Here is a 24,871-nt window from a genome sequence, read left to right on the forward strand (position 1 = left end):
CAATGGCATCAGCTAAGTTCACCCATTGGCGCTCCACTGTTCGAGCGGTCAGCGAGTTTGGAGCATCTTGGCTTTTTTGCCTATTTTGGGGGTAGGTGCCTCGATTTTTGCCAAGAAATAAAGTAGGTGCCCGCCGCACAGGCGAGGCTAACCACAACGCAGCGAGTAGGCAGCAATAGCCGCTTCTCTGCAGCTAATGCCATACCTACCGCAGCTCCTCCAACTGCGGCTCCAGCTCCGCTACTCGTTTCAACTCAGGGTATACCGAGAGCAGTTTCAGGAACACGCCGTTCGTCCACCCGAAACCATCCTGATTGGGATATTCCCCGCCTCCGGCCTCTAGTTCAAGGTTCTCCACATTGTACTTCTCTACCATCTTGCCGGTATTGTGGTATACCTCTGTGCCGAGTGTAATCCAGCGGGTGGCGACGGTGTGGGCCAATTGGTCGTGGCCATAGTTGCGGAGCGCCTGTATACTCATCCACTGCAGCGGTGCCCAGCCGTTGGGCGCATCCCATTGCTGGTTGGTGTCTACGAGCGTGGTGGACAAACCTCCCAACTGCAGGAAATCATTTTGCAGGCGCTTAGCCACCGCCTCGGCCTGCCTTCGCTTGGCCATGCAGAAGTATAGCGGGTACACGGCTGCCAGCGTCGGGATGTTGGTGGTGGTGCCTTTCATGAAGTCGTAGTCGTAGAAGAAACCGTCAGCCTCACTCCAGCTATGCCTGAGCAAGGCTTGCCGCCTGCCCTTAGCCAGTTTCTGGTACCGTCTCGCCGTTGGCTTATCGCCTTTCAGCTGGGCCATCTCAGCCAGCGTCATCTCCATGTGGAAAAGCAGGGCGTTTAAATCAACGGGAATGATATCGGTGGTGCGGATGGTGCTCAACTGCTGCCCATCGGCAAACCAGCGGCTACTGAAATCCCAGCCCGACTCGGCGGCGGCCCGGATGTGGCGGTATACCTCCTCGGGCCGCCGCCCAGACTCCTGCGCCAAATGCAGGTCCTCCTTGAATGACTCCGGGCGAGGTGCAGGCTGGTCGTCCCAGTAGCGGTTCAGGATGCTGCCATCTGGCAGGCGCACTACCCTACGGTGCGTCGGCTTGCCTGGCGAGAGCGAGGCGGCCCCCTCCATCCAGAAATCATACTCTTTTTGAAGGGCCGGTGCGTATTGGAGCAGTACCTGCTTCCCCCGTTCCTGCGCCAGCACCCGCAGCATGAGCGCGAAAAAAGGAGGCTGGGAGCGGCTAAGGTAGTAACTGCGGTTGCCGTTGGGTATGTGGCCGGTTGTGTTTATCAAGTGCGTGAAGTTGTCCACCATGTTCTGGATGAGCTCTGTCTTGCCGCTCACCTGCAGTCCGAGCATGGTGAAGAAACTGTCCCAGTAGTATATTTCCTGGAATCGCCCACCCGGGACCACATACGCGTGCGGCAGGGGCAGGAGCGAGCCTCCCTGTTCATCTGGGCGGCGTGTCAGCACGGGCCACAGCTTCTGTATATGCTCTGTTCCTGAAAGACTGGTGTCGGTGGTGAAATTAGACGAAGGCTGCGTAGGGAGCTCGAAGTGTAATCTTACGAACGCCTTCAAATCGAAGCCAGGCTGCTGGCGCTGGGCGCGATAGGCCTGCAAGATTTGCTCTGGAGCCTGCTTCGGAGCACAGTCAGCAAAGGTCTTGGAGTCCGGGAATACAGGGTGCAACTGCACATCACGGAAGAGTTCTTGCAAATCAGTCTCCGGTCGATACTGTGCCTGCACAGGCGACGGAGCGTAGAGGTACGATAAAAACAAAAGGCTCAGGTTAAGCAGGAAGTATGACTTTTTCAATTCGCTCCATTTCATAGCCAGCATGGTTTTAAGGACTCAGTACTAGTACGGAAACAGGAGCAAGGCGGTAAGTATACTATCCTTTGAGCGGCTTTACAAGCCTCTAATCCATTGGGTTTTTCATTTCCCCAATAGCTACAGGAATTTCTTGAAATTATCAGGGCAGTGGTTATCAGATGCGCCCACTCAGGAAATGGAAAAGCAGAGGGCTAAGGGTGTGCCATCTGCTTTTCAGGTATAGGTTTACGATATGGTTTGCCTTTGGCTTACATGGTGGTACCGCCCGTGGTGCTGCCGCTGGTAGTGCCTGTGGTTGTGGTGCCGGTGGCGTCCGTGCCGGTGCCGCCGCTTGGGGTTTCACCGGTCGTTGTGTCGCCGGTGGCGCCGTTGTTTGTGTCTTCGTCTCCGGTCTCGATGGAAGTATTGTCAGGCGTTGATTCCTGGTTATTTCCGCCACAGGAGGAGAAAGTTAATGCTACGCCGAATAATAAGGCGGTAGCGAGGCTTGTCCATTGTTTTTTCATAGAGGTATGTGCTGTCCAGTGTTTGTATACGCGTGGCTCATCCTGAAAACAGACGGGCTAGCCGCTCCAGCACATGCCGCTGAAGGTGGCTAGCCCTGCTGTTAGTTATTTTCCTGTAGTGCCTGCGGTGGTGCCGGCTGTTGTACCATTGGTGGTACCGGTGGTCGTTCCGCTGCCAGAAGTGGTGCCAGTTGTTGTACCAGAGGTTGTGCCTGTAGTGGTCGTGCCTGCGGTAGTACCGGTCGTTGTGGTTCCAGTCGTTGTTCCAGATGTTGTCCCTGTAGTAGTGCCGGTTGTGGTACCCGTAGTTGTACCCATAGTAGTACCGGTTGTCGTGCCAGTGGTTGTGCCACCGGTAGTAGTGGTGCCTGTGGTCGTTCCGGTTGTGGTGTCCATACCTGCGGTATCCTCCGGCATTTCATAGCCAGAGCCCTCTACCCCCGTTTCCTGGGTATCGCCTTCAGTGGTTTCTGGTGGCATCTGGGAGTTGTTACCGCCTTCTCCGCAGGATGCCAGGAATAGAGCTGCGCCCATCAGGCAGGAAGCAGTCATTGATATCCATTGTTTTTTCATAGCTTTTCGTTTTAAAAGTTACATACCTCTCTTTTACGATTCTTTTTCAGGTTTTTCCTGCGATATAGCTATGAAAATCAAGGGGTTAATACTGAAATAGTACTAAGTGTTTTGTGCAAAAATGGCCTAAACGATATTTGGTGCTTATTTGAATCCTGTTTTAGATTGGAAAAGAATTGCATCGAAACGTCAGCATCTAACGTCGGAAGGGGTAGCGTTTGAAGGATTCCTGCCCCATGGCATCTTTCTCATATCGTGCCAGGGTATAGGGCTGGTACTGCTGGTCGAAGTTCTGCTGCCCGGGTTCCACCTGTTTCGGTGCCGGTTGGCCGTCCAGGAAAAAGTATACCTGTGTGTTGCCATACTTGGTGTGCGGCATGTATTCGCCGTACTGCTGCATTTCCTGCCACAGCGTGTCGGACACGGTCACGGCATAAATCCTGACGATGGGGCCCGTATTGTTCTCGTTGCGGTAAAAGGCCACTTCTTTGAAATCGCCTTTCAGGTCATCGACGCTGGGTTGAGAGAAGGAGTCGTAAATGAACCATACGATGAGGGCTGCGGAGATGAGTAGTAGAATGTGTTTAAGCTTCATGGCAATCAGTATTATACCTCAAAGGTAACTATACTTCACGCCTTTACTTAGGATTTTTGAGTTTAAAAAGTACGCAAGCGGCAGAATGAGGGCAGAAGGTATACCTGCCTGGACTAGTCAGGCTTTAATAAGCCGCCGCCCTATAGGAGCGTTCCAAAACAGCTTCATGTAACAATATAGCTCACCGGAACGTGCTTGATGGCATGAGTGAAAAGTACAAAGCAAAAGGAGCCCATGAAATCTATTTTGTGACCCTGTCGGTCGTACAATGGGCGGATGTGTTTACGAGGCGCGACTACAATGAGATTCTATGTGATAGCCTCGCCTACTGCCAAAGCCAGAAAGGGCTGACCCTTTACGCTTGGTGCATTATGACTAACCACCTGCACCTGATATGTTCCGCTCCTTATCTCCCTGATGTCATCCGGGATTTCAAGAAGTATACCGCTAAGGAGATACTAAGGGCGGTGCAGGACACCCCGTTGGAGAGTAGGAAAAGCTGGCTACTTTGGCTATTTAAGTCAGCAGGTGAATCAAGCGCTAAAAACGAGGTCTTCAAGCTTTGGCAGACCGGTTACCACCCCATCTTGCTGGACAGTAACACAAAGATAGACCAACGACTGGACTATCTGCACCAGAATCCGGTAAAGGCGGGCTTCGTCGAAGAGCCGGAAGACTGGCTGTATAGTAGCGCTAGGGATTATGCAGGTCGCGCAGGTAGATTGAAGCTGACTTTCATTGAGTAAAACGTACCAATGAAAGGTACTGCACTGGCGCGGAAGTTACTTCAGTGACTAAGAATAAAAGCGAGTCTGAGACTCGCGTGATTACGGCCCTTTGTTGTCGCGAGTCTCAGACTCGCTCCTATACCTAGGCACGGGACTAAGTCCCGCGCCAGTGAAAGCAAAAAGCTGCAGCCCACCGAAGTCAGCTGCAGCTTTCAACTCTTAACTCTTAACTTAAGAGTCTTATTCCACCACCCGCTTTATCAGCTTCTCCAATATGTTCTGCGCCGCTACCGAAATGATGGTGCCCGGACCGAACACGCCTTCAGCGCCGGCCTTGAACAGGAAATCATAGTCCTGGGCAGGTATAACGCCACCTACAATCACCATGATGTCTTCGCGACCGAGTTTGCGGAGCTCCTCTATCAGCTGCGGCACCAGCGTTTTGTGACCGGCTGCCAGCGAGGACACGCCCACTACGTGCACGTCGTTCTCAGCAGCCTGCATGGCTACTTCGGCCGGTGTCTGGAACAGCGGGCCTATGTCCACGTCGAAGCCGAGGTCGGCGAAGGAGGTGGCAATGACTTTAGAGCCGCGGTCGTGGCCGTCTTGGCCCATCTTGGCGACCATGATGCGCGGTCGGCGACCTTCCATTTCCTCGAACTGGTCGGCCAGCACTTTCGCCCGCTCAAAGTTCTCGTCGTCGGAGAGTTCGGCGGAGTAGATACCTGATATAGAACGTATCACAGCTTTGTGTCTTCCGTAGATTTTTTCAAGTGCATCAGAGATTTCACCCAGCGTGGCACGCAGACGGGCGGCGTTCACGGCCAATTTCAGCAGGTTCCCTTCATTGGATTCAGCGGCGACAGTAAGGGCTGTCAGGGCTTCCTGCACGGCTTGGTCGTCGCGGTTTTCTTTTACCTGCGCCAGGCGTCTCAGTTGTGATTCGCGCACGGCTGTGTTGTCGATGTCGAGGATGTCAATTTCCTGAATTTGGTCCGGGCGGTACTTGTTCACACCCACAATCACATCTTTGCCAGAGTCGATGCGGGCTTGCTTGCGGGCGGCGGCTTCCTCGATTCGCATCTTCGGCAGGCCCGTCTCAATGGCCTTGGCCATACCTCCGAGTTCCTCCACCTCCTGAATCAACTCCCAGGCTTTATGCGCCAGTTCGTGTGTCAGCGCCTCTACATAGAAAGAACCACCCCAAGGGTCAACCACTTTGGTGATGTTGGTTTCCTGCTGCAGGTATATCTGGGTGTTGCGGGCGATGCGTGCCGAGAAGTCGGTTGGGAGCGCGATGGCCTCATCCAAAGCGTTGGTGTGCAAGCTTTGCGTACCACCCAGGGCGGCGGCTAGCGCCTCCACGCAGGTGCGGGCCACGTTGTTGAAAGGGTCCTGCTCCGTCAAGCTCCAACCGGATGTCTGGCAGTGCGTGCGTAATGCCAGTGATTTTGGGTTCTTCGGGTTGAACTGCTGTATCAGCTTGGCCCACAGCATACGAGCGGCGCGCATCTTGGCGATTTCCATGAAATGGTTCATGCCGATAGCCCAGAAGAAGGAGAGGCGCGGCGCAAATACGTCGATGTCCATACCTGCCTTCAGACCGGTGCGCACATACTCCAAGCCATCGGCCAAGGTATAGGCCAACTCGATGTCGGCGGTGGCCCCGGCCTCCTGCATGTGGTAGCCCGAAATGGAAATCGAGTTGAAGCGCGGCATGTGCTGCGAGGTATACTCAAAGATATCCGCAATGATTTTCATGCTTGGCTCAGGCGGGTAGATGTAGGTGTTGCGCACCATGAACTCCTTCAGGATGTCGTTCTGGATGGTGCCACTCAACTGCTCCGGCGTCACGCCCTGCTCTTCGGCGGCCACGATGTAGAAAGCCATAATCGGCAGTACGGCTCCGTTCATGGTCATGGATACCGACATCTCGTTCAGCGGAATCTGGTCGAAAAGGATTTTCATGTCCTCCACCGAGTCGATGGCTACACCGGCCTTGCCCACGTCGCCTACCACGCGGGGGTGGTCGGAGTCGTAGCCGCGGTGGGTGGCCAGGTCAAAGGCAACAGAGAGGCCCTTCTGTCCGCCCGCCAGGTTGCGGCGGTAGAAGGCGTTGGATTCTTCGGCGGTGGAGAATCCGGCATACTGGCGGATAGTCCACGGCTTCTGCACATACATAGTACTGTAAGGCCCGCGCAGGTATGGCGGCAGGCCGGCGGCAAAGTCCAGGTGCTCAAAGTTTTTTACGTCCTCGGAGGTATAGTAGCTCTTGAGCGGAATCTGCTCGGCCGTTTTCCAGTTCTTCGGTGGCAGCGGGTCTACGGGACCGTGCTCCGCCGAAGCTACTTTGGTTATGTCTATGTTCGAAAAATCAGGCTTCATGTAATTGAGTTAAGAGTTAAGAGTTAAGAGTTATGAGTTAAAATCCCACACTCATTTTCTCATCTTCAAATTTCCAAGTCATCAAATCTAACTCGCGTGCTCGGAGGTGATGACCCAGCGGCCGTTCATTCGCTTCCAGAGCTGCGACGATACGCCGCCCATCAGTTTCTTTCCCTGCAGGTCTATCTTCCAGCGGTACACGTAGTACACGGCCTCAGGACCCACTTGCTCAATGTGCAGCGGCTCGTAGGTATAGTCGCCCATCTTGCTGCGGTCGGTGAAGTCGTTGCGGAACATGTCCAGCACTTCCTGCCAACCTTTCTCGGTGCCGTTGCGGCTTATCCAGAGCATGTCCGGCGATTCCCAGTAAAAGGACATGGCCTGCTCCAGGTCGCCTTTGTTCCAGGCTTCCACCTGTCCGTCCAGTGCTTTTTTTACTTCAGTGGTTGCGTCAGCCATGGCTATACGTTGGTTTTGAGTGGTTATCGGAGTGAAAGCGGTACCGCAGGCCGTCATCAGGACAGCGAGCAGGTATACGGCAGTGCGCTTAGTGCCCATTGCGGGAATCTTCATCCCGGGCCAGCCTCTTTTGGACCAGCTCCAGAATGGTGGACATGTCACAGTCTTCGAAGATGAACTCATCAAAGCCATTGGCTACCAGTTCCTCCTTCATGTCTTCCGGGTTGTCGGCCATGATGATGGCAGGACCGGTTTTGTGTGCCCGCAGCTTCGGCCCGAACTCGCGGGCGTAGGAAGCCTCAGAAGTAGAGACCACCACCACCTCGGCGGCGGCATGCAATAGCCTGTCGGTCGCCTGCTCCACGTTGTCGTACTGCTGCAGCTCCGTCTCAAAGCCGGCGCAACTGAAGAACTCCTGCGCGAAGGAGGCGTTGATGTGGCGCTTCTCGGTATGCCCAATCACGGCCACTACGGCTCTCGGACGGCGCTTGCGTTTGCGCAGGTGCAGCTCGGTAGCCATGCGCATCACCTCGGTTGGGTAGGCGGCGCGGGTCGTATCGAAGTCGGCGCGCTGGATGAGCTCTTCCGGGTCAAAGTCTATTTTTTCCTTCGGGTTTGGGTATTTGTTGGTGCCCACCAGCACCATGCGGCCGGTTGCTATATCGCGGAACTTCTGGCGGCTCACGTCGGTGATGGAGCCCAGTATGAAGCCGTTCTCATAAGCCGCCTCAAAGCCGCCTTGTGCTTCTACTTGCTTGAACAAATCCCAGGCTTTGGCTGCCAGTTCATGGGTGAGCGACTCCAGGTAGTAAGAACCGGCGGCGGGGTCCACAGCCTTGTTTAGGTAAGACTCCTCTTTCAGGATGATGGACACGTTGCGGGCGATGCGCTCCGAGAACTCATCAGATGGCTTGAATGTGCTGTCGAATGGAAGCACAGTGAGCGAGTCGCAACCGGAAATAACCGCCGACATAGCCTCCGTTGTCACGCGCAGCATGTTCACGTAGGGGTCGAGCGTGGTCTGGTACCAACTGGAGGTGGTGCTGTGTATGCGCAGTTTGGCGGCCAGTGCCGGGTCAGCCTGGTAGGCCTCTACCACGGCAGCCCACAGCAGGCGCAGGGCGCGCAGCTTGGCTATCTCGAAAAAGTAATTGGTGCCGGCTCCCACACAGAACTGCATGTTGCGCAGCACCGATTCCAGCGGCTCTCCTGCCGTAGTGAGACGGTCTGCATACGCCACGGCCGCACTCAAGGTATAGGCCACCTCCTGCGTGAGCGAGGCGCCGATGCTGCTGAAGTTGGTGCCACAGACGGTAATGCCGTAGAACTCGCTGCTGCCTTTAGTCAGGTCCAGCACCTGGGTGACGGCCTTGCTTTCTTCTTCAGACAGCTTCCCGTTGCCCGTCAGTGGGTCGAAATGCATGAAGCCCTTGAGGTTGCGGTGCGAAATGTTCTGCTCCGAAAGCAAGGTATAGAGGCGCTTCAGGAAGGAATGTGGTGCGTTGCGCAGGGCATAGTTTACGGTGTGCTGCGTCAGGTCAATCTTGCTGACCAGGTAGGGCAGGTCCAACGCCTGTTCCTCCTCCAGCAGAAAATGAATGCCGTCGGCCCCTCTGCTCAGTGCATCGGCGGCCTTGTCGATGCCGTCTCTGCCGTCGCCTGTTATGACTACCTGCTGTACGTTGAGCCAGTTGTTGTCAGTGCCGGCATTGCCGCGCAGAAAAGGGAAATCGCCGGGTTTGTGCTGCAGGAAGGGCAGGTGCTGTACGTCTTCCTTGGTATAGTAGGGCTTGATGTCAAAACCTTCGTAGGTATGCCAGGTGAGGCTTTCGAGTGGGGTCTCACGCAGGTCTTTCTGTGCGCGGGCCGCCCAGTCGGCTGCCGTGGCAGGTGTGAATTCTGAGAATAGCTGCTGCTCGTCAGTCATCGTGTTGGGGTGTTATTTCCTGTAAAGATATACTTTCTACTTCATCTTATGAAAAGGCGGAAGCGGTATGTGGGTGAAAGCGTTCTGCCTTTACTCTACGTGTATGGCCATGCGGCGGTACGGCCTATGGGCAAATCGGTGATGTTCCTAGCCGTGTCTGCTGTTGTTTTTCCCAAATTTCACTAGATTTAGAGATAACAAACTCTAAATACCGAACATGAAGCAATCCTATACCTTCCTGCAGCAGGCCTTGCCGCTTTGCCTGGGCCTGGGCCTTCTGATCCTCGCACCCGTAACGGCACAGGACGCCAAACTCCTCGCCCGCGCCCACACCATGGCCGATAAACTGGAGCCGAAAGTGATTGAGTGGCGGCGCGATTTCCACCAGCACCCGGAACTGGGCAACCGGGAGACCCGAACGGCCAAGAAAATCGCCGCGCACCTTAAGGCGCTGGGTATGGAGGTGCAGACAGGCGTGGCACACACGGGTGTGGTAGGCATCCTGAAGGGTGGCAAGCCAGGACCTGTGGTGGCACTGCGAGCCGACATTGACGGGTTGCCGGTGACGGAACGGGTGGACCTGCCTTTCGCCTCCAAAGCGAAAAGCACCTACAACGGCCAGAAGGTGGGCGTGATGCACGCCTGCGGCCACGATACCCACATCGCCATGCTGATGGGCGCCGCGGAAATACTGGCAGGTATGCAAAAGGACCTGAAGGGCACTGTAAAATTCATCTTCCAGCCTGCCGAAGAAGGCTCCCCGATAGGCGAGGAAGGTGGGGCCGCCCTCATGGTGAAGGAAGGCGTGCTGGACAAAGGACCGAAGCCCGAGGTGATTTTTGGGCTGCACATCAACTCTCAGACCGAGGTGGGCACCATCAAGTACACGCCGGAGGGCACAATGGCTAGCGCCGACATCTTCCGAATAAAGGTGAAGGGCAAGCAGGTGCATGGCGCCTATCCATGGTCGGGCGTGGACCCCATCGTGGTCTCAGCCCAGATTATCAACGGTCTCCAGACCATCATCAGTCGCCAGACGGAACTGCCGGAGGCCGCCGCCGTGATTACGGTGGGCAGCATACACGGCGGCGTGCGCAACAACATTATTCCGGAGGAGGTGCTGCTGGAGGGCACCATCCGGGCGCTGAACGTGGACATGCAGAAAAAGCTGCACGAGAAGCTGACCCTGACCGCCACCAAAATAGCCGAGAGCGGCGGTGCTGTGGCCGAGGTGCAAATCATCCCGCAGACGCCTGTGACTTACAATGACCCGAAACTGACGGAGAAGATGCTGCCCACGCTGCAGGCGGTAGCCGGACCCGACAAGGTGGTGCTGGCCAAAGCCGTGACGGGTGCCGAGGACTTTGCCTTCTACCAGGAGAAGATTCCTGGGTTGTTCCTGTTTGTGGGCGGTATGGCAAAGGGTAAGAAACCGGAGGAAGTGGCCCCGCACCATACCCCAGATTTCTTCATTGATGAGAGCGGCATGAAACTGGGCGTGAAGACGCTGACCAGTCTGACCCTGAACTACATGGAGAGCAAGGGGAAAAAGTAGGTATAGCCTATAAGGCAGAAGGGGCAGCCACTGGTGTGGCTGCCCCTTCTGCCTTATAGGATCTTTCTTACAGAAAAACCAGTTTCCCGCTGCTGATTATATCGCTCCCGCTCATCAGGGTATAGAAATACAGACCACTGGCAAGCCCGATTGGGCGGGATAATGTGTTACGTCCTGGTTGCAAGGTATAGCCGGTGACTTCCTGGCCGTTAACGTCCCGCAGCTGCAGGTATAGGTTGGCCAGGTTGGGGGCCTCTACCACAAAGGCATCCGTAGCCGGGTTGGGGTACAGTTTCGTTTGGGTTACTTCCGGTTCCTCGCCGGGAGACAGCGGCCGCCGTTGCTCGCCTACATACAGATAGGCAAAAGCCCAGTCATCGTCGACTGTGAAGTGATTCGTGTAATCAGGTTTATCACGTAAGAGTCTGCCCCGAAGCCCAATCAGATAGGGTTCTGTTCGTTCCATAGCAGGGGTGGGGGTGAAGGTATAGGTAACGGCAAAGCCATCCAGCGTGTCCCGGAAGGCGAGCGAGGTGTCAGTTAGTTCTAGGGTATCTATCTCTCCAAATGCCTTGGCACTCAGCGGTAAGTCACTGCCCGGACTTTCGCGTAAGTAGAATTCTAGCTTCACCTTCTGTCCTGGCCAGGTCTGGATGGAGCCATCGTCATTCACTGTGAGGTGGTCTTTGTTTAGCAGCTCAAGCGTGGTCTGGTATGTGCGGTCCGTCACAGTAAACGACATTTCCACCTCCATAGACCCTAGTACTCTGCCGTTGCGCATCTCCGTCACGCGCACCACAATGACATGCTGCCCCTTCGCCTGTGGGTTTTCCCAATGGAGTTCTCCAAACTCATTTATCGTCAGACCTGGTGGAAATTGGTAACCTAGTATGTTTTTCGACACGCCATCAGGGTACCTATGCTTAGGAGGTACCAATTCATACACCAGGTAATCCCCATCTACGTCATAAGCCAATAGGTTGTGTGTCCAAGGCTCCCCTGTATGGACCGCGGCAAGAGGTACCCCAGCCAGTTTCGGACTGTTCATGTTCGGTGTGGACATGTTGACCTGTAAATGCGTGATGGCGTGAAAGGTCAATTGGTCAGATGGCGCAGGTAGATTGATGATACCCCCATTGCGATTCTCTGCAATCCATTTGACAGTGTAGTTGCCAGGCAAATCATAGGTAAAGCTCCAGGTAAAAATCTCTTGGTCGTAGCGGCTGTTATAGCGGACAATCTTTTCCCGATTTACCCTCAGAATGGTGCCATCTCCCATACTGATATATACAAACGGATCCTCGGCTGGGGATGCCGTCAAGGTGTAGACCGTCAGCGTGAAGTCAAACCTGCGCGGGTTTTGTGGGTCTGAGGTATGGCTGATGTAGCCGCTGTAGATGTGTGTGGCCTGCGCTGCCGTGGCCAGGCACAGCAGTAAAATGGGCAGGAGAAGTATACGTAAAGCTGTTTTCATGGGAGAGGAGGTTGTGGTTTTAAAATAACGATTTTTTGAACTAAGAAGATATGGAGTAGCATATTCTATATGCTTCTCCCGCTCCTGAAACTATACCTTCGGATGTCCTTGGTGGGAGCCGCTTATGTTGATAACTTTGCAGCCTGTTCTGAATCAATCGTATGACACCCGCTCTCTCCAGGTATACCGGCATGCTGCTGCTGGTCTTCAGTATTGCCTCCTGCCAGCGCTCTTGGCAGGCTTCGCCCAGTCTCAGCGAGACGGATGTGGCTGTGGACAAAACCCTTGCCGCCGACCCAGCCGTTGAGGCACTCGTAGCACCTTACCGGCAGGAAGTGACCCAGAAAATGTCAGAAGTGGTGGGCTCGGCGCCTGTGGCACTGGGCAAAGGCGAGTACGAGTCGCCGTTGGGTAATTTCGTGGTAGACCTGCAACTAGCCCAGACCGAACCGCTCTACAAGAAGCCCATCGATTTGTCGCTTACCACACAGGGAGGGCTGCGCGTGCCGTTGCCGCAAGGCGACATCACCACCGGCCACATCTTCGAACTCATGCCTTTCGAAAATGAGATGGTCGTGCTGACATTGAGCGGCGAGGCTGTGCAGCAGCTGTTTGATTTTGCTGCCGAGAAGAAAATCGTATACCTGGGCAATACCACCTACACTGTGTCCGGTGGCAAGGCTACGGATATCAAAATCAAAGGAAAGCCATTCGACCCAACGCAGACCTATACCCTAGTCACCTCCGACTACCTGGCCGGCGGCGGCGACAACCTGACCATGTTGAAAAACCCGTTGAAGTATGAGAAGCTGGGCCTGTTGCTCCGCGACGCCATCCGCCAGCACATACAGCAGCTCACGGCAGCCGGCAAACCGGTGACTGCTCCGGCCGGCAACCGCGTGACCGTGCGCCCATAAGCTATACCTGAGAACCCATGAAGAGAAGAGACTTTTTAAGGCACACGGCGGTAGGAGCGGCAGGTATCGGTCTGCTGGGAATGCCATTCTCGGCAGAGGCGGCCCATGAAGGTATAAAACTCACCATCCTGCACACCAACGACCAGCATTCCCGCATCGACCCTTTGCCGGACGACGGCCGCAAGTATGGCGGCATGGGCGGCATGGCCCGGCGTGCTTCGCTCATTGACAGCATCCGCAAGCAGGAGCCCAACGTGCTGCTGCTCGACTCAGGTGACATCTGGCAGGGCACGCCCTACTTCAACTTCTTCGGCGGCGAGCTGGAATACAAGCTCATGACGCAGATGAAGTACGATGCCGCCACGCTCGGCAACCACGACTTCGACATCGGGCTGGAAGGGCTGCAAAAGCAACTGCCACTGGCCGGCTTCCCCTTTCTCACGGCCAACTACGACTTTTCCAACACCATTCTCAAAGGGCGCTTTCAGCCTTACAAGGTATTCGAGAAGCAAGGCATACGCGTCGGTGTGTTCGGGCTGGGCATTAAGCTGGAGGGCCTGGTGAGCAAAAACCTGTATGGCGAAACCGTATACCTGGACCCGGTGCAGCAGGCGCAGCAGCTGGTGCAGGAACTGCGTGAGAAGGAGAAGTGCCACTTGGTCATCTGCCTCTCACACTTGGGCTACAGCTATGAAACCGACCAGATAGACGACCGCAAATTGGCCCAGCAGGTGAGCGGCATCGACCTGATTCTGGGTGGCCATACCCATACCTTCCTGGAGCAGCCGGAGGTGCTTCGCCATGAAAACGGACATGAGACCATAATTAACCAAGTGGGCTGGTCCGGTATATTTTTAGGAAGGATAGACCTCACTTTCAATAGGAAATCTAAGCGTAGAATGGACGTTTCTACGGCTGCTCTGCCTGTGGATAACCCTGTATTAACTTCGTGAACAAATAATTTTTTGTTTAGAATAATTTAGTCAAATTTGTAACCCCCCTGCCGTTAAGGAGAGGTTTGTTTCACCAAGCGAATCGTAGTGTGTTTTGGAAAATTGGATGATCAAAGACTGCTCAACAGTATGGAGTAACTGCCTGCAGGTAATCAAGGAAAGTATTGGCGAACAGAGTTTTAAGACCTGGTTTGAGCCAATCAAACCCTTGTCTCTGCGGGACAACGTGCTTACCATACAAGTGCCCAGCCAATTCTTTTATGAGTGGCTGGAGGAGCACTATGTGGGGCTTCTTAAAAAAGTAATCTACCAGGAGTTAGGCAGCGAGGGGAGGCTGGAGTATTCGATTATAGTGGACCGTGGCAACGATACCAACAAGCCGCAGACGGTCAACATACCTACCAAAAAGATACCACAGGCCGTGGTGAACTCATACAGGCCGGAGCAGAACTTCATCAAGAGCCCGTTCGAGTCCAAGACCATTGACCGCAACTTCCTGAACTCGCAGCTCAATGGCGCCTATACCTTCGAGAACTACATTGAGGGCGATTGCAACCGCCTGGCCCGCTCTGCAGGGTATGCCGTAGCCAACAAGCCAGGCACCACGTCCTTCAACCCGCTGATGGTGTACGGTGGTGTAGGGCTTGGCAAAACGCACCTGGTGCAGGCCATTGGCAACCACATCAAGAACAGCAACCCCGATAAGTTCGTGCTGTACGTGTCTTCAGAGAAGTTCGTGAACCAGTTCATCGAATCGCTCAAGACCAACAACGTGCAGGACTTCGCCAATTTCTACCTGCTCGTGGACATCCTTATCATCGACGACGTGCAGTTTTTGAGCGGCAAGGAGAAGACGCAGGAGATGTTCTTCCACATCTTCAACCACCTGCACCAGTCCGGTAAACAGATTGTGATGACCTCTGACTGTCCGCCGCGCGACCTCAAAGGCCTGGAAGAGCGTCTGTTGTCCCGCTTTAAGTGGGGCCTCACCGCTGACTTGCAGAGTCCGGATTTCGAGACGCGTATGGCCATCATCCAGAAGAAGATGCAAGGCGACGGCATTGACATTCCGGACAACGTGGTGGAGTACCTGGCCTACAGCGTGGACACCAACGTGCGCGAGCTGGAAGGCGTGCTGATTTCGCTCATCGCGCAGTCATCGCTGAATAGAAAAGAAATTGATTTGGAGCTTGCCAAGCAGGCCCTGAAGCACATCATCGAGGATGTGGAGACCGAGGTGAACCTCGACTTCATCCAGAAAACGGTAGCTGAGTACTTCCAGGTGAGCCTGGACTCGCTCAAGGCCAAGACACGTAAAAAGGAGATTGTGACGGCGCGGCAGGTAGCCATGTACTTCGCCAAGGAGTTCACCAGTCACTCGCTCAAGTCCATCGGTTACCACTTCGGCGGCCGCGACCACAGCACCGTCATCCACTCGGTTCAAACGGTCTCTGACCTGATTGACACCGACAAGAAATTCAAGGTGAGCATACAGGAGCTTCAGAAGAAATTCAAGTCAAAGGCAGGTTAAGCTATACCTGCTGTTCAATAAAAAAGAGGAGGGCCCTACTTGCGAGTAGGGCCCTCCTCTTTTTGTTATGTAACGGTATTAGTTGGCGGTGGCCGTCTCTGATACCTCAAAGTTGTGCTGTTCGCTCAACTCGCGCACCCGGCTCTTTATCCTTTCAATGTCTTTTTTCTTGCGCACCTGCTTCAGGTCCAGGTATATCTTGTTGCCATCGCGCTGCGTGATGCGCAGGGCTAAAGCCGACATGTGCACCGAGGCGATGTCAGGTATAGACGTGACGCGTTTGGTGCGGAAAACGCCCTGCTTCTGGACAATGTACTCCGGCGTCACCTCAATGTAAGACTGTATGCCGAAGACAGAAGTGTTTTGCAACACCACATAGCCCAGGAAGAAAACAGCCAGACCGAAAAAGATGTAGTACAGGTAATTCTGGTCGTCGGTCGGGTTCTCGTTCAACAGAAGCATGGTAGCCCAGGCTAGCCAAAAGAGGGTGAGCACGAGCTGCACCGTGAAAGAGAGCTTCGCGTTGCGCGAAGGACTTAGCTGAACCAGGAGAGACGACCGTGCATTGCCAGTTGCTGCCATAGAGCGTATTTAAAGTGAAACATGCGGCATGACACATGCCGGTGCTGCAATATAGCAAATTTATTTTTTCAGCGAGGCGTTAAGCGTCATCTCCGGCACGGCAGACAGCACTTTGGAAATGGGGCAATTGGCTTTGGCATCCTCGGCCAGCCGCTGGAACTCCTCGTCCTCTATACCTGGCACGCTGGCCTCCGTGTTCAGTTCAATCTTCATCACGTGTGGTCCGCCGTCTTTCTCGCCCAGGTGCACGGTGGCGGTGGTGCTCACAGACTCTGGCTTGTAGTTTGCCTTCTCAAGCAGGGCGCTCAGGAACATGGAGTAGCAGCCGGCATGGGCCGCGCCGATGAGCTCTTCGGGATTGGTGGCGCTTTTATCCTCGCCAAAGCGGGAGGCAAAGGAATAGTTAGCTTTGAAGTTGCCGGTGCCAGAGGCCACTTCTCCGTTTCCGTCTTTCAGGCCCTTGTTCCATTGGGCGTTCGCTGTGCTTTTCTTCATGGTTTTGTGTTTTATGGTTAGTTTCTGAGTTGGATACAGTCTCTATAAACTGCCTGACAGGGGTTTTTGTTAGCAGAAACACCCACAAAGCCGGTAAAACATGGTGAAGGACTAGGACATTGCTTGTATATCTGCCTATATTTACCCCCTAAAACGCAGATTTTTATGGGTGTAAAAGCATGGTTAAGTAAGCCGCTTGCCGCTTACGTGCATAAAAAACACCAGTCCTGGATACAGAACCCGGTAGAGGCACAAAAGGCTGTTTTCGAAAAAATCCTGAAGGAGGCACAGCATACCGTGTTTGGCCGCGAGCACCGTTTCGCGGGGGTAAAGACGCACGCCGATTTCGTGAAGGCCGTGCCAGTGCGCGATTATGAAGGCTTGGCCTCTTACTTCAACCGTGTGAAGGCGGGCGAGAAAGACATCCTCTGGCCCGGAAAGCCGCTATACCTGGCCAAGACATCCGGCACCACCTCCGGCACCAAGTACATCCCCATCACCCGGGAGTCTATACCTAACCACATCAATGGGGCGAAAGACGCCCTGCTGACCTATATCCACGAGACGGGCAACTCCAGATTTCTGGACGGGAAGCTGATTTTCCTGTCCGGTAGCCCGGTGCTGGAAGAGGTGGGCGGCATCCATACGGGTCGCCTTTCCGGTATTGTGAACCACCACGTGCCCGGTTATCTGCGCACTAACCAACTGCCCAGCTACGAGACCAACTGCATCGAAGACTGGGAAACCAAACTCGACCAGATTATCGAGGAGACCATCGACCAGGACATGACGCTCATTTCCGGTATACCGCCCTGGGTGCAGATGTACTTCGATAAGCTCAGGCGGCAGACGGGCAAGCCGGTGAAAGACATTTTTCCGAATTTCTCGCTGTTTGTGTATGGTGGCGTGAATTTTGAGCCATACCGCAAAAAACTGTTCGAATCCATTGGGCGTGAGGTGGACTCCATCGAAACATTTCCGGCTTCGGAGGGTTTTTTTGCTTTCCAGAACGAACAGCACGACAGGGGCTTGCTGCTGCTGCTCAACTCCGGTATTTTCTTTGAATTCATACCCACGGAGGAGTACTTCAACGAGAACCCGACGCGCCTGACCATTGGGGAGGTGGAGCCGGATGTGAATTATGCCCTGGTAGTGAGCAGCAATGCCGGCCTGTGGGCCTATTCCATCGGCGACACCGTCAAGTTCACTTCCTTAAAGCCCTACAAGGTGGTGGTGAGCGGCCGCATCAAGCACTTCATCTCAGCTTTTGGCGAGCACGTGATAGGCGAGGAGGTGGAGAAGGCCATGAAACGCACCATGGACAAATACCCGTCGGTGGAGTTGGTGGAATTCACGGTGGCTCCTTATGTGAGCCAGGACAAAGGACAGTCGTACCACGAGTGGCTGGTAGAGTTCTCCAAACCGCCGCGCGAACTGGAAGCCTTTTCAAAGGAACTGAACGCGCAGCTGCAGAAGCTCAATTCGTATTACGACGACCTGATAACCGGTAACATTCTGTCAGACCTTAAAATCAGGCCGCTGCCCATGGGCACCTTCCGGAATTACATGAAGTCGCAGGGCAAGCTGGGGGGACAGAACAAAGTGCCCCGCCTTAGCAACGACCGCAACCTAGCCGAAGGACTGATTGGTGTGGTAGAGGCATCTGAAACAAAATAAACAGCATTGTCTGTGTCAAAAGAATCGACTTGAGAACGAACATGCCTGACACAGGCAATATTTTCCGTCATTAATGAAGAGAATCGCTATACTTGGTTCCACCGGCTCTATCGGCACACAGGCCCTGGAGGTGATTGGGGCACACACTGAGAGTTTTGAACTGGAGGTCATCACGGCTAACCACAACGCTGACTTGCTGATTGCTCAGGCACTGGCCTTTAAACCCAATGCGGTGGTCATTGCCAACGAGAGCCTGTACGAGAAAGTGCGGGACGCCCTGCAGCACGAGGATATCAAGGTATACGCCGGGGCCAACGCCCTCTGCTCGGTGGTGGAGATGGGTACTGTGGATATGGTGCTGACAGCCATGGTAGGGTATGCCGGACTTCAACCGACCATACGTGCCATAAAGGCGGGCAAACAGATTGCGCTGGCCAACAAGGAGACGCTGGTGGTGGCAGGTCAGCTCATCACGGACTTGGCCAAGGAGCACGGCGTCAACATATACCCCGTGGACTCGGAGCACAGCGCCATTTTCCAGTGCCTGGCTGGCGAGTTCCACAACCCTATCGAGAAAATCATCCTCACAGCCTCGGGCGGCCCGTTCAGAGGGCGCAAAGTGGAGGAACTGCGGCAGGTGACCAAGGCGCAGGCCCTCAAGCACCCCAACTGGGACATGGGCGCCAAAATCACCATCGACTCGGCCTCGCTGATGAACAAAGGCTTGGAGGTGATTGAGGCGAAGTGGCTGTTTGGCCTGCGCAACGAGCAGATAGAGGTGGTGGTGCATCCGCAGTCCATCGTGCACTCGCTGGTGCAGTTCCAGGACGGTTCCATCAAGGCGCAACTTGGTCTGCCGGACATGAAACTGCCGATACAGTACGCACTGAGCTACCCTGAGCGATTGAAGTCGGATTTTCTGCGCTTCAACTTTCTGGATTATCCGCAGCTGACTTTCGAGCAGCCTGACCTGGAGACTTTCCGCAACCTGCAGTTGGCCTTTATGGCCATGGAGCAGGGCGGAAACATGCCCTGCATCCTCAACGCAGCCAACGAGGTGGCCGTGGCCGCCTTCCTGCGCGATGAAGTGGGCTTCCTGGAGATGTCCGACATCATCGAAAGCTGTATGGCAAAAGTTGCGTATATTGCGAATCCTTCTTATGAGGACTATGTTACTACAGACAGGGAAGCCCGCCTGCGTGCCGCCGATGTAGTCAAAAACTAAAATTTGAGCTGCCCCGGATGCCGGGATAGCCTTTGCTGATTACAAATTCTAATTTTTATCTCTTTTAAATGGACATATTGATAATGGTAGGCCAGCTCATCCTGGGCCTGACAATTTTGGTGGGTTTGCACGAGCTAGGACATATGTTGGCCGCCAAATGGTTTGGGATGCGTGTCGAGAAGTACGCAATTGGCTTCCCTCCTAAGATTTTCAGTAAGACAGTAGGCGAGACAGAGTACATGCTGGGCTTGATTCCGCTCGGTGGTTTCGTGAAGATATCAGGTATGGTGGATGAGTCTCTGGACACGGAGGCGTTGAAAAAAGACCCGGAGCCCTGGGAGTTCCGAGCCAAGCCAGCCTGGCAACGCCTGATTGTGATGATGGGCGGCATTATCGTCAACGTCATCACAGGTATCGTCATCTTCATAGCCCTGACTTATAACTACGGCGAGAGCTACCTGCCTGCGAGTGAGGTGAAGTATGGCGTGCAGCCAAACGAAATCGGCCAGGACATCGGCTTCCAAACCGGCGATAAGATTGTGGCCGTGAACGGACGCCCCCTCGAGAAGTTTGACGACGTGTATTCCATGGACATGCTGCTGGGCCGCGATTCTTACTATACCGTGGAGCGCAACGGCGACCAGGTAAACATACCTATACCTGCCGATTTCATGGACCGCATGGCCGATAACAAGGAACGCATGTTCTTTGTGCAGCCGCGTGTGCCCTTCATGGTAAACGAAGTGGCACCCAACAGCCCTGCTTCCGAAGCCGGCCTGCAGACGGGAGACTACATCAAATCGGTGAATGGGGAGAGCACCGTGTTCTTCAGTGAGTTCCAGGAGGTGATGCGCAAGTATGCCGGCAAACCGGTGAACATTGTGGTGGAGCGGAATGACAAGGAAGTGGAGCTGCAAACAACAGCCAACGAAGACGGCACTTTGGGCTTTTACCACAAGCCGCTGCTGGAGTACGCCACCCGCGACTATAGTCTCGGCGAAGCCATTCCGCTGGGAGCCAACCAGGCGTTTGGTGTGATTACGGCCAACCTGAAGGGTTTCGGGAAGATTTTCCGAGGCGAGGTGTCTGCCTCCAAGTCGCTGAGCGGCCCAATCGGCATCGCCCAGATTTTCGGGGACACCTTCAACTGGTACAAGTTCTGGTCCATCACGGGTATGCTGTCCATGGTGCTGGCCTTTATGAACTTCCTGCCTATACCTGCACTGGACGGAGGGCACGTGGTGTTTTTGACGTACGAGATGATAAGCGGACGCAAGCCGTCGGATAACTTTTTAGAGAACGCCCAAAAAGTGGGCATGGTAATTTTGTTGGGCTTAATGGCTTTTGCTATATTTAACGATGTGTTCAAGATAATCTTCTAACCCAAGATTCCCCTATGAAAGCCATCGTGAAGTATGCCCTGGCACTAGCTGCCTTCTGTCTCTTTATTGCCTTTACCCAAGCCCAGGCTGCGCCCGCAGCACCGGCCCTGACCATAGAACCACACGCTGTCGCCACCGACAGCGTGTATATGGTACAGCAAGGGGATACCTACTACAGCCTCTCTCGCCGCTTTGGCATACCATTGGACTCCCTGCAGAAATGGAACGGCACCCAACTGCAGATGGGCCAGAAGCTATACCTGACCCGCAAGCCCTCTAAGGCAAAAACAACCGCAGCAGCTGCCCCGACTGCAAAACCTGCCGCAGCCAAAGCCGCAACACCAGCTGCCGTAGCCACTAAACCAGCCACTACACCACCCACTACACCACCGGCCTCAGCTGCCAAACCTACTGCTGCTGCAACTGCCAAGCCAGCTACAGCACAGGCTACACCTAAACCAGGCTCTGCTACAGGGCCAGCCCGTTCCAGCGAAAGTACTTCCGCCGCAGCCTCTAAACTGCCCACTCTGGAGAGCAAGGTGAAGCAACGCATCCTGGTCGTGCCTTTCGACCCATACCTATACTTCTCAGATGCCGACGACGAGATAGCCCGCCATTCCAAGATACCGCGCCAGAACGTGCGCCACGTGTTCCGGGGCAGACTCAACGCCCTGCTGGCCCCACAGGGCTACGAGACCATCAACCTGTTGGGCGGCGTGTACCGCGACAGTGTAAGCGAGCTGAGTACGCTTTACAAATCATTGAGCTACGGCTATCGCGATAACAAGCAGTCCCGTTACAACCACCAGCCCGTGGTGAAGAGCAAGGAGCGGGAGAACGCATTGGACTGGGTGAAGCGCCAGAAGGAGAAAGTGAACATCAAGAGCGGCCAGCCAGCCACCGTGCCGGTGTCACAGGACGAGAACAAGCACTTCGGCGTGCAGGTAAAGGACCCCAAGTTCTTCACACACTTCAACAACCAGTATGGCATTGACTACTATGTGTTCATCAACCAGTTTGAGGTGAAGACCAATTACGAAAACTGCCTGGACCGGGCCACCTGGAACTACGAACGCGATTTTCTGGTTCACTATTCCATCTACGACAGCAACGGAGAGCTCATATCAGGCAACAAGGTGAAGGTGCCTTACCAGTCAAACATGAATGACGTGCAGCGCATCGTGAGTGACAACATGCCCAATATGGCCAAGCGGGTGCTGGCAGATTTGCCTAACACCGAAAAATAAGTATGCTTAAAAGCTTTTTACTGGTACTGCTGTTCTCTTTGGTGAGCACGTTTGCCAACGCCCACGACTACCACGCCAGCATCACCGATGTCCGTTTCAATCCGCGGTCCCAAAGCCTGGAGGTGGCCGTGAAAGTATTCACAGATGACCTTGAGGCAGCCCTGTCGCGCCGGTTCAAGACGAAGGTCAGCTACAACAAGGCAGAGCAGGTGCAGCAGTATGTGAAGGAATACTTGACGAACAGTCTTGTATTTGAACTGACGCCCGGAAAGCCACTGCCAGCCAATTTTGTAGGTACAGAGCAGGAGGCGGATGTGGTGTGGGTTTACCTGGAAGTGCCGGTGAAGCAGGAGGCGCTGTCGCATTTGTATGTGCGCAACGTGGTGCTGCAGGAGCTTTTCAATGACCAGATGAACATCGTGAACTTGGACTACAAAGGAAAGGTATACAGCACGCTCTTCCAGAAGAACGATGGTACCCACAAAACATCCTTCTAATCACTGTCCAGGCTTATTAGCTGATAACCTTTAGCACCAGGGCAGCAACACATCCCAACCCGTCAATTCATCAATTAGAGGGCGCAAGGAAAGGCAGCGCTGCTGGCTATACCTATGCTGTAACAACAGTGGCTAAGGTATAGAAAATAGAAAAGCCTATCTGTCTATACCTCGTCCTTGTAAGGTAGGCTTGATGAGCCTGAACTCCACACGGCGGTTGATGCGTCGGTCCTCCTCGGTTTTCTCTTCGCGCAGCGGCTTGGTGCTGCCAAAGCCATAGGCATCTATACGGCCCTCCTCAATGCGCACCTTCTGCTGGATGTAGTACATGATGGCATCGGCACGGTCCTGTGACAGGACTTTGTTGAAATCCGGGTCGCCGGCTGCGTCGGTGTGGCCTGCTATCTCCAACCGGAAACTGGGGTTCTCCACCAGAAAGAAGGCCACCTCGTCCAAGATATTGTGCATATCCGCTGTGATGGTCGATTCGTTCGGGTCAAACTCTATGTTTTGGAAAACCAGCGGTATGTTGTGGTCAATCACGGTGGCCATGATTTGGAACGACGTGTCCTGCTTCAGGGCCAATTCCCGCTCAATGGTGAAGAAATCCGGGCTTTGGATAATCATCATGTAACGGGCATTGTCAATCAGGTTGAAAGCGAAGGTGCCGTCCGGGCGGATGTACTTGGAGGAAATCTCAATGCCGTTGTCCAGGTCGATGATGGAGATAATCCCCGTGAGTGGCCGGTTGGAAACAGAATCGCGCAGGGTGCCCTCCACCTTCGTCACCGCCAGCGGGTGCGCCTCCATGGGCAGCGGGAAAGAGTACAGGTCCAGGTTCTTGATGTCGCTCTCCTCAGAGCGGGCGTAATACAGGTTCTTCGACTGCGAATCGATGGTGAAGTAGTACTCGCTGCCCCGCCCGTTCACCAGCGGCCCTATGTTACGCGGTTCCTGCCAGCGGCCTCCCACCAGGTAGGTTTTGTAGATGTCGAAGTCGCCGAAATTGAAAAGCTGTCCGCGTGAGCTGAAGTACAGCACCTTGTACTTGGGGTGATAAAACGGACTCACCTCACTTTGGCGTGTGTTGATAACGGGGCCCATGTTCTTCGCCGGAGCCCAGCCACCGCTCTTCATTTTGTAGGTATAGTAGATGTCGGATAGACCGAAGCCGCCTAAGCGGTCAGAGGCAAAGTATAGCGTGTCCTCGTTGGGTGACAGTGTAGGCTGGGAATCCCAGGCGGAGGTGTTCACGTTCGGTCCCAGGTTCTCAATTTCGTGCCAGGTGCCGTCCGGCTGCAGCGTGGCCTTGTAGAGGTCGCAGTTGCCATACCCATCCGGAGACTCGCAGCGGGCAAAGTACAGCGTCTTGCCGTCGCGGCTGAGGGTAGCCGAGCCTTCGTTGTAAATGCTGTTGATGGGCTTGCCAAATGACTGCGCCTCACTCCAAAAATCGCCGGACCCATCTGAGTAGAACAGGTCCTCGTTCACTTTGTCCTCCAGTCCCTGACCCTGTATGTTGCGCTTGGAGGTGAAAATGAGCTTGTTGTTCTCGGCGCTGAGGGTAGGACCATAATCCTCGTAAGGGGAGTTGATGCCGTTGCCCATGTTCAAATACACCCCGCGCGGCGGCTTGTAGGTCGATAGGGACTTGCGGTACTCCACCAGCTCGTAATAATAGCTCAGCGGCACATAGTAGTCCTTGGTGTTCTGCTCCAGCGAGTCGTAGTAAGACTGCACCTGGCGTACATCGGTGCGGTGGTGCTTGAGCACGAGGCGGTATACCTCCATGGCCTGCTCCATCCGGCCCTGCCGCTCATAGAGCTGTCCCAGGCGCCACAGCAGGTTAGTGTCTTTGTAGAAGTTCTGTATGCCAAAGCTGCGTACGTAGGCCTCGAGGCGCGGCAGCGCCTGCGCGTACTGCTTCTTTTTCTCCAGTCGCTGTATCTCTGCGAGTTTTTTTGAGTCGCGGTAGTACGGAATTTTGTTTAGATTCGGGAATCCCAGGTGCATGGCCTGGCTCGGGGCCGTCTTAGTCGCTTTCACTTCGGGGCCCGATTCCAGCGGGATTTGTTTGAGCTGGGCGTTGCAAAGCGTGGGCAGCAGAAACAGGAGCAACAGGAAAGGAAGGGTGTAGATTTTTCTCATCGGCACAGGGTATGACACCTGAAACCAAAGATATTGTTTTTTAAGGTATATTTTTGAAACGAAACCCCAAATAACACTTATAATTTAGGCAGCAGGCACCCATACAGCTGACAATTGATTTAATTAAAGCACGCAACCGCTATTGGCACAGGACTTGACAATAGTACTGGCACAA

Annotated in this window: 21 protein-coding genes; 10 read left to right on the plus strand and 11 right to left on the minus strand. The window is 54.4% G+C overall.

Annotated features, from left to right (window positions below; genetic code table 11):
* Nucleotides 1–205: 205 nt before the first annotated feature.
* The 4 genes from treF to B051_RS0105030 form a co-directional block, all read right to left on the minus strand.
* Nucleotides 206–1,837 carry an alpha,alpha-trehalase TreF gene (treF, locus tag B051_RS0105015; RefSeq protein WP_211214317.1) on the minus strand — a complete coding sequence of 544 codons (1,632 nt, stop codon included), beginning with the start codon at nt 1,835–1,837 and terminating at the stop codon, nt 206–208.
* A gap of 251 nt (nt 1,838–2,088) precedes the next feature.
* Nucleotides 2,089–2,346: a hypothetical protein gene (locus tag B051_RS0105020; protein WP_018477088.1), complete on the minus strand. Its 258-nt coding sequence runs from the start codon at nt 2,344–2,346 to the stop codon at nt 2,089–2,091.
* Between the two features lie 105 nt (nt 2,347–2,451).
* Nucleotides 2,452–2,919 (minus strand): hypothetical protein, encoded by a 468-nt coding sequence (locus B051_RS0105025; RefSeq protein WP_157578503.1) that lies wholly within the window; start codon nt 2,917–2,919, stop codon nt 2,452–2,454.
* A gap of 196 nt (nt 2,920–3,115) precedes the next feature.
* The gene (locus B051_RS0105030; RefSeq protein WP_018477090.1) at nt 3,116–3,514 is read right to left on the minus strand and encodes a hypothetical protein; all 399 of its coding nucleotides are present in this window, start codon (nt 3,512–3,514) and stop codon (nt 3,116–3,118) included.
* Nucleotides 3,515–3,717: 203 nt separating this feature from the next.
* Between B051_RS0105030 and B051_RS0105035 the strand changes: the two genes are divergently transcribed.
* A complete protein-coding gene (locus B051_RS0105035; RefSeq protein WP_018477091.1) occupies nt 3,718–4,260 on the plus strand; it encodes an REP-associated tyrosine transposase in 543 nt (180 codons plus the stop codon).
* Nucleotides 4,261–4,482: 222 nt separating this feature from the next.
* On the opposite strand, the gene scpA is transcribed toward B051_RS0105035, so the two are convergent.
* The 3 genes from scpA to B051_RS0105050 all read right to left on the minus strand — a co-directional run bounded on the left by scpA (nt 4,483) and on the right by B051_RS0105050 (nt 9,013).
* Nucleotides 4,483–6,627, minus strand: coding sequence for a methylmalonyl-CoA mutase (scpA, locus tag B051_RS0105040; RefSeq protein ID WP_018477092.1), 2,145 nt, complete (start codon nt 6,625–6,627; stop codon nt 4,483–4,485).
* A gap of 87 nt (nt 6,628–6,714) precedes the next feature.
* On the minus strand, nt 6,715–7,200 hold the full coding sequence (locus B051_RS0105045) for a YybH family protein (protein WP_245539582.1): 486 nt from the start codon (nt 7,198–7,200) through the stop codon (nt 6,715–6,717).
* Complete coding sequence (locus tag B051_RS0105050) at nt 7,175–9,013, minus strand: methylmalonyl-CoA mutase family protein (RefSeq protein ID WP_018477094.1); 1,839 nt, start codon at nt 9,011–9,013, stop codon at nt 7,175–7,177. The genes B051_RS0105045 and B051_RS0105050 overlap by 26 nt, the downstream gene beginning before the upstream one ends.
* 217 nt (nt 9,014–9,230) lie before the next feature.
* Between B051_RS0105050 and B051_RS0105055 the strand changes: the two genes are divergently transcribed.
* Nucleotides 9,231–10,568 (plus strand): amidohydrolase, encoded by a 1,338-nt coding sequence (locus tag B051_RS0105055; protein ID WP_018477095.1) that lies wholly within the window; start codon nt 9,231–9,233, stop codon nt 10,566–10,568.
* A 67-nt stretch (nt 10,569–10,635) separates the two neighbouring features.
* Here B051_RS0105055 and B051_RS0105060 read toward each other — a convergent pair whose 3' ends face one another.
* Nucleotides 10,636–12,042 carry a T9SS type A sorting domain-containing protein gene (locus B051_RS0105060; RefSeq protein WP_018477096.1) on the minus strand — a complete coding sequence of 469 codons (1,407 nt, stop codon included), beginning with the start codon at nt 12,040–12,042 and terminating at the stop codon, nt 10,636–10,638.
* A 161-nt stretch (nt 12,043–12,203) separates the two neighbouring features.
* On the opposite strand from B051_RS0105060, the gene B051_RS0105065 reads away from it, so the two are divergent.
* From B051_RS0105065 to dnaA, 3 genes are all read left to right on the plus strand, one after another.
* Complete coding sequence (locus B051_RS0105065; RefSeq protein WP_157578507.1) at nt 12,204–12,959, plus strand: 5'-nucleotidase C-terminal domain-containing protein; 756 nt, start codon at nt 12,204–12,206, stop codon at nt 12,957–12,959.
* A gap of 17 nt (nt 12,960–12,976) precedes the next feature.
* Entirely contained in the window at nt 12,977–13,912 is a 936-nt protein-coding gene (locus B051_RS0105070; RefSeq protein WP_018477098.1) for a bifunctional metallophosphatase/5'-nucleotidase, read from the plus strand.
* A gap of 106 nt (nt 13,913–14,018) precedes the next feature.
* Entirely contained in the window at nt 14,019–15,443 is a 1,425-nt protein-coding gene (gene dnaA, locus B051_RS0105075; protein ID WP_018477099.1) for a chromosomal replication initiator protein DnaA, read from the plus strand.
* Between the two features lie 78 nt (nt 15,444–15,521).
* On the opposite strand, the gene B051_RS0105080 is transcribed toward dnaA, so the two are convergent.
* The gene (locus B051_RS0105080) at nt 15,522–16,025 is read right to left on the minus strand and encodes a YdbT family protein (protein ID WP_018477100.1); all 504 of its coding nucleotides are present in this window, start codon (nt 16,023–16,025) and stop codon (nt 15,522–15,524) included.
* Nucleotides 16,026–16,085: 60 nt separating this feature from the next.
* On the minus strand, nt 16,086–16,520 hold the full coding sequence (locus B051_RS0105085) for an OsmC family peroxiredoxin (protein WP_018477101.1): 435 nt from the start codon (nt 16,518–16,520) through the stop codon (nt 16,086–16,088).
* A 165-nt stretch (nt 16,521–16,685) separates the two neighbouring features.
* On the opposite strand from B051_RS0105085, the gene B051_RS0105090 reads away from it, so the two are divergent.
* The 5 genes from B051_RS0105090 to B051_RS0105110 all read left to right on the plus strand — a co-directional run bounded on the left by B051_RS0105090 (nt 16,686) and on the right by B051_RS0105110 (nt 22,548).
* A complete protein-coding gene (locus tag B051_RS0105090; RefSeq protein ID WP_018477102.1) occupies nt 16,686–18,197 on the plus strand; it encodes a GH3 auxin-responsive promoter family protein in 1,512 nt (503 codons plus the stop codon).
* Nucleotides 18,198–18,270: 73 nt separating this feature from the next.
* Complete coding sequence (locus tag B051_RS0105095; RefSeq protein ID WP_018477103.1) at nt 18,271–19,422, plus strand: 1-deoxy-D-xylulose-5-phosphate reductoisomerase; 1,152 nt, start codon at nt 18,271–18,273, stop codon at nt 19,420–19,422.
* A gap of 68 nt (nt 19,423–19,490) precedes the next feature.
* Nucleotides 19,491–20,804 (plus strand): RIP metalloprotease RseP, encoded by a 1,314-nt coding sequence (rseP, locus tag B051_RS0105100; protein WP_018477104.1) that lies wholly within the window; start codon nt 19,491–19,493, stop codon nt 20,802–20,804.
* A gap of 14 nt (nt 20,805–20,818) precedes the next feature.
* Nucleotides 20,819–22,051, plus strand: coding sequence for a LysM peptidoglycan-binding domain-containing protein (locus B051_RS0105105; RefSeq protein ID WP_018477105.1), 1,233 nt, complete (start codon nt 20,819–20,821; stop codon nt 22,049–22,051).
* A gap of 2 nt (nt 22,052–22,053) precedes the next feature.
* Nucleotides 22,054–22,548, plus strand: coding sequence for a DUF6702 family protein (locus B051_RS0105110; RefSeq protein ID WP_018477106.1), 495 nt, complete (start codon nt 22,054–22,056; stop codon nt 22,546–22,548).
* A gap of 156 nt (nt 22,549–22,704) precedes the next feature.
* Here the strand turns inward: B051_RS0105110 and B051_RS0105115 are convergent, their stop codons facing one another.
* Nucleotides 22,705–24,696 (minus strand): OmpA family protein, encoded by a 1,992-nt coding sequence (locus tag B051_RS0105115; protein ID WP_018477107.1) that lies wholly within the window; start codon nt 24,694–24,696, stop codon nt 22,705–22,707.
* Nucleotides 24,697–24,871 lie beyond the last annotated feature (175 nt).

It is taken from the genome of Pontibacter roseus DSM 17521 (assembly GCF_000373265.1).
In the GTDB taxonomy this organism is placed as follows: domain Bacteria; phylum Bacteroidota; class Bacteroidia; order Cytophagales; family Hymenobacteraceae; genus Pontibacter; species Pontibacter roseus.

Bases quoted from the DNA above. Each gene is read 5' to 3' on its own strand.
- treF (WP_211214317.1), bottom strand. From the start codon at position 1,837: ATGAAATGGAGCGAATTGAAAAAGTCATACTTCCTGCTTAACCTGAGC.
- B051_RS0105020 (WP_018477088.1), bottom strand. From the start codon at position 2,346: ATGAAAAAACAATGGACAAGCCTCGCTACCGCCTTATTATTCGGCGTA.
- B051_RS0105025 (WP_157578503.1), bottom strand. From the start codon at position 2,919: ATGAAAAAACAATGGATATCAATGACTGCTTCCTGCCTGATGGGCGCA.
- B051_RS0105030 (WP_018477090.1), bottom strand. From the start codon at position 3,514: ATGAAGCTTAAACACATTCTACTACTCATCTCCGCAGCCCTCATCGTA.
- B051_RS0105035 (WP_018477091.1), top strand. From the start codon at position 3,718: ATGAGTGAAAAGTACAAAGCAAAAGGAGCCCATGAAATCTATTTTGTG.
- scpA (WP_018477092.1), bottom strand. From the start codon at position 6,627: ATGAAGCCTGATTTTTCGAACATAGACATAACCAAAGTAGCTTCGGCG.
- B051_RS0105045 (WP_245539582.1), bottom strand. From the start codon at position 7,200: ATGAAGATTCCCGCAATGGGCACTAAGCGCACTGCCGTATACCTGCTC.
- B051_RS0105050 (WP_018477094.1), bottom strand. From the start codon at position 9,013: ATGACTGACGAGCAGCAGCTATTCTCAGAATTCACACCTGCCACGGCA.
- B051_RS0105055 (WP_018477095.1), top strand. From the start codon at position 9,231: ATGAAGCAATCCTATACCTTCCTGCAGCAGGCCTTGCCGCTTTGCCTG.
- B051_RS0105060 (WP_018477096.1), bottom strand. From the start codon at position 12,042: ATGAAAACAGCTTTACGTATACTTCTCCTGCCCATTTTACTGCTGTGC.
- B051_RS0105065 (WP_157578507.1), top strand. From the start codon at position 12,204: ATGACACCCGCTCTCTCCAGGTATACCGGCATGCTGCTGCTGGTCTTC.
- B051_RS0105070 (WP_018477098.1), top strand. From the start codon at position 12,977: ATGAAGAGAAGAGACTTTTTAAGGCACACGGCGGTAGGAGCGGCAGGT.
- dnaA (WP_018477099.1), top strand. From the start codon at position 14,019: ATGATCAAAGACTGCTCAACAGTATGGAGTAACTGCCTGCAGGTAATC.
- B051_RS0105080 (WP_018477100.1), bottom strand. From the start codon at position 16,025: ATGGCAGCAACTGGCAATGCACGGTCGTCTCTCCTGGTTCAGCTAAGT.
- B051_RS0105085 (WP_018477101.1), bottom strand. From the start codon at position 16,520: ATGAAGAAAAGCACAGCGAACGCCCAATGGAACAAGGGCCTGAAAGAC.
- B051_RS0105090 (WP_018477102.1), top strand. From the start codon at position 16,686: ATGGGTGTAAAAGCATGGTTAAGTAAGCCGCTTGCCGCTTACGTGCAT.
- B051_RS0105095 (WP_018477103.1), top strand. From the start codon at position 18,271: ATGAAGAGAATCGCTATACTTGGTTCCACCGGCTCTATCGGCACACAG.
- rseP (WP_018477104.1), top strand. From the start codon at position 19,491: ATGGACATATTGATAATGGTAGGCCAGCTCATCCTGGGCCTGACAATT.
- B051_RS0105105 (WP_018477105.1), top strand. From the start codon at position 20,819: ATGAAAGCCATCGTGAAGTATGCCCTGGCACTAGCTGCCTTCTGTCTC.
- B051_RS0105110 (WP_018477106.1), top strand. From the start codon at position 22,054: ATGCTTAAAAGCTTTTTACTGGTACTGCTGTTCTCTTTGGTGAGCACG.
- B051_RS0105115 (WP_018477107.1), bottom strand. From the start codon at position 24,696: ATGAGAAAAATCTACACCCTTCCTTTCCTGTTGCTCCTGTTTCTGCTG.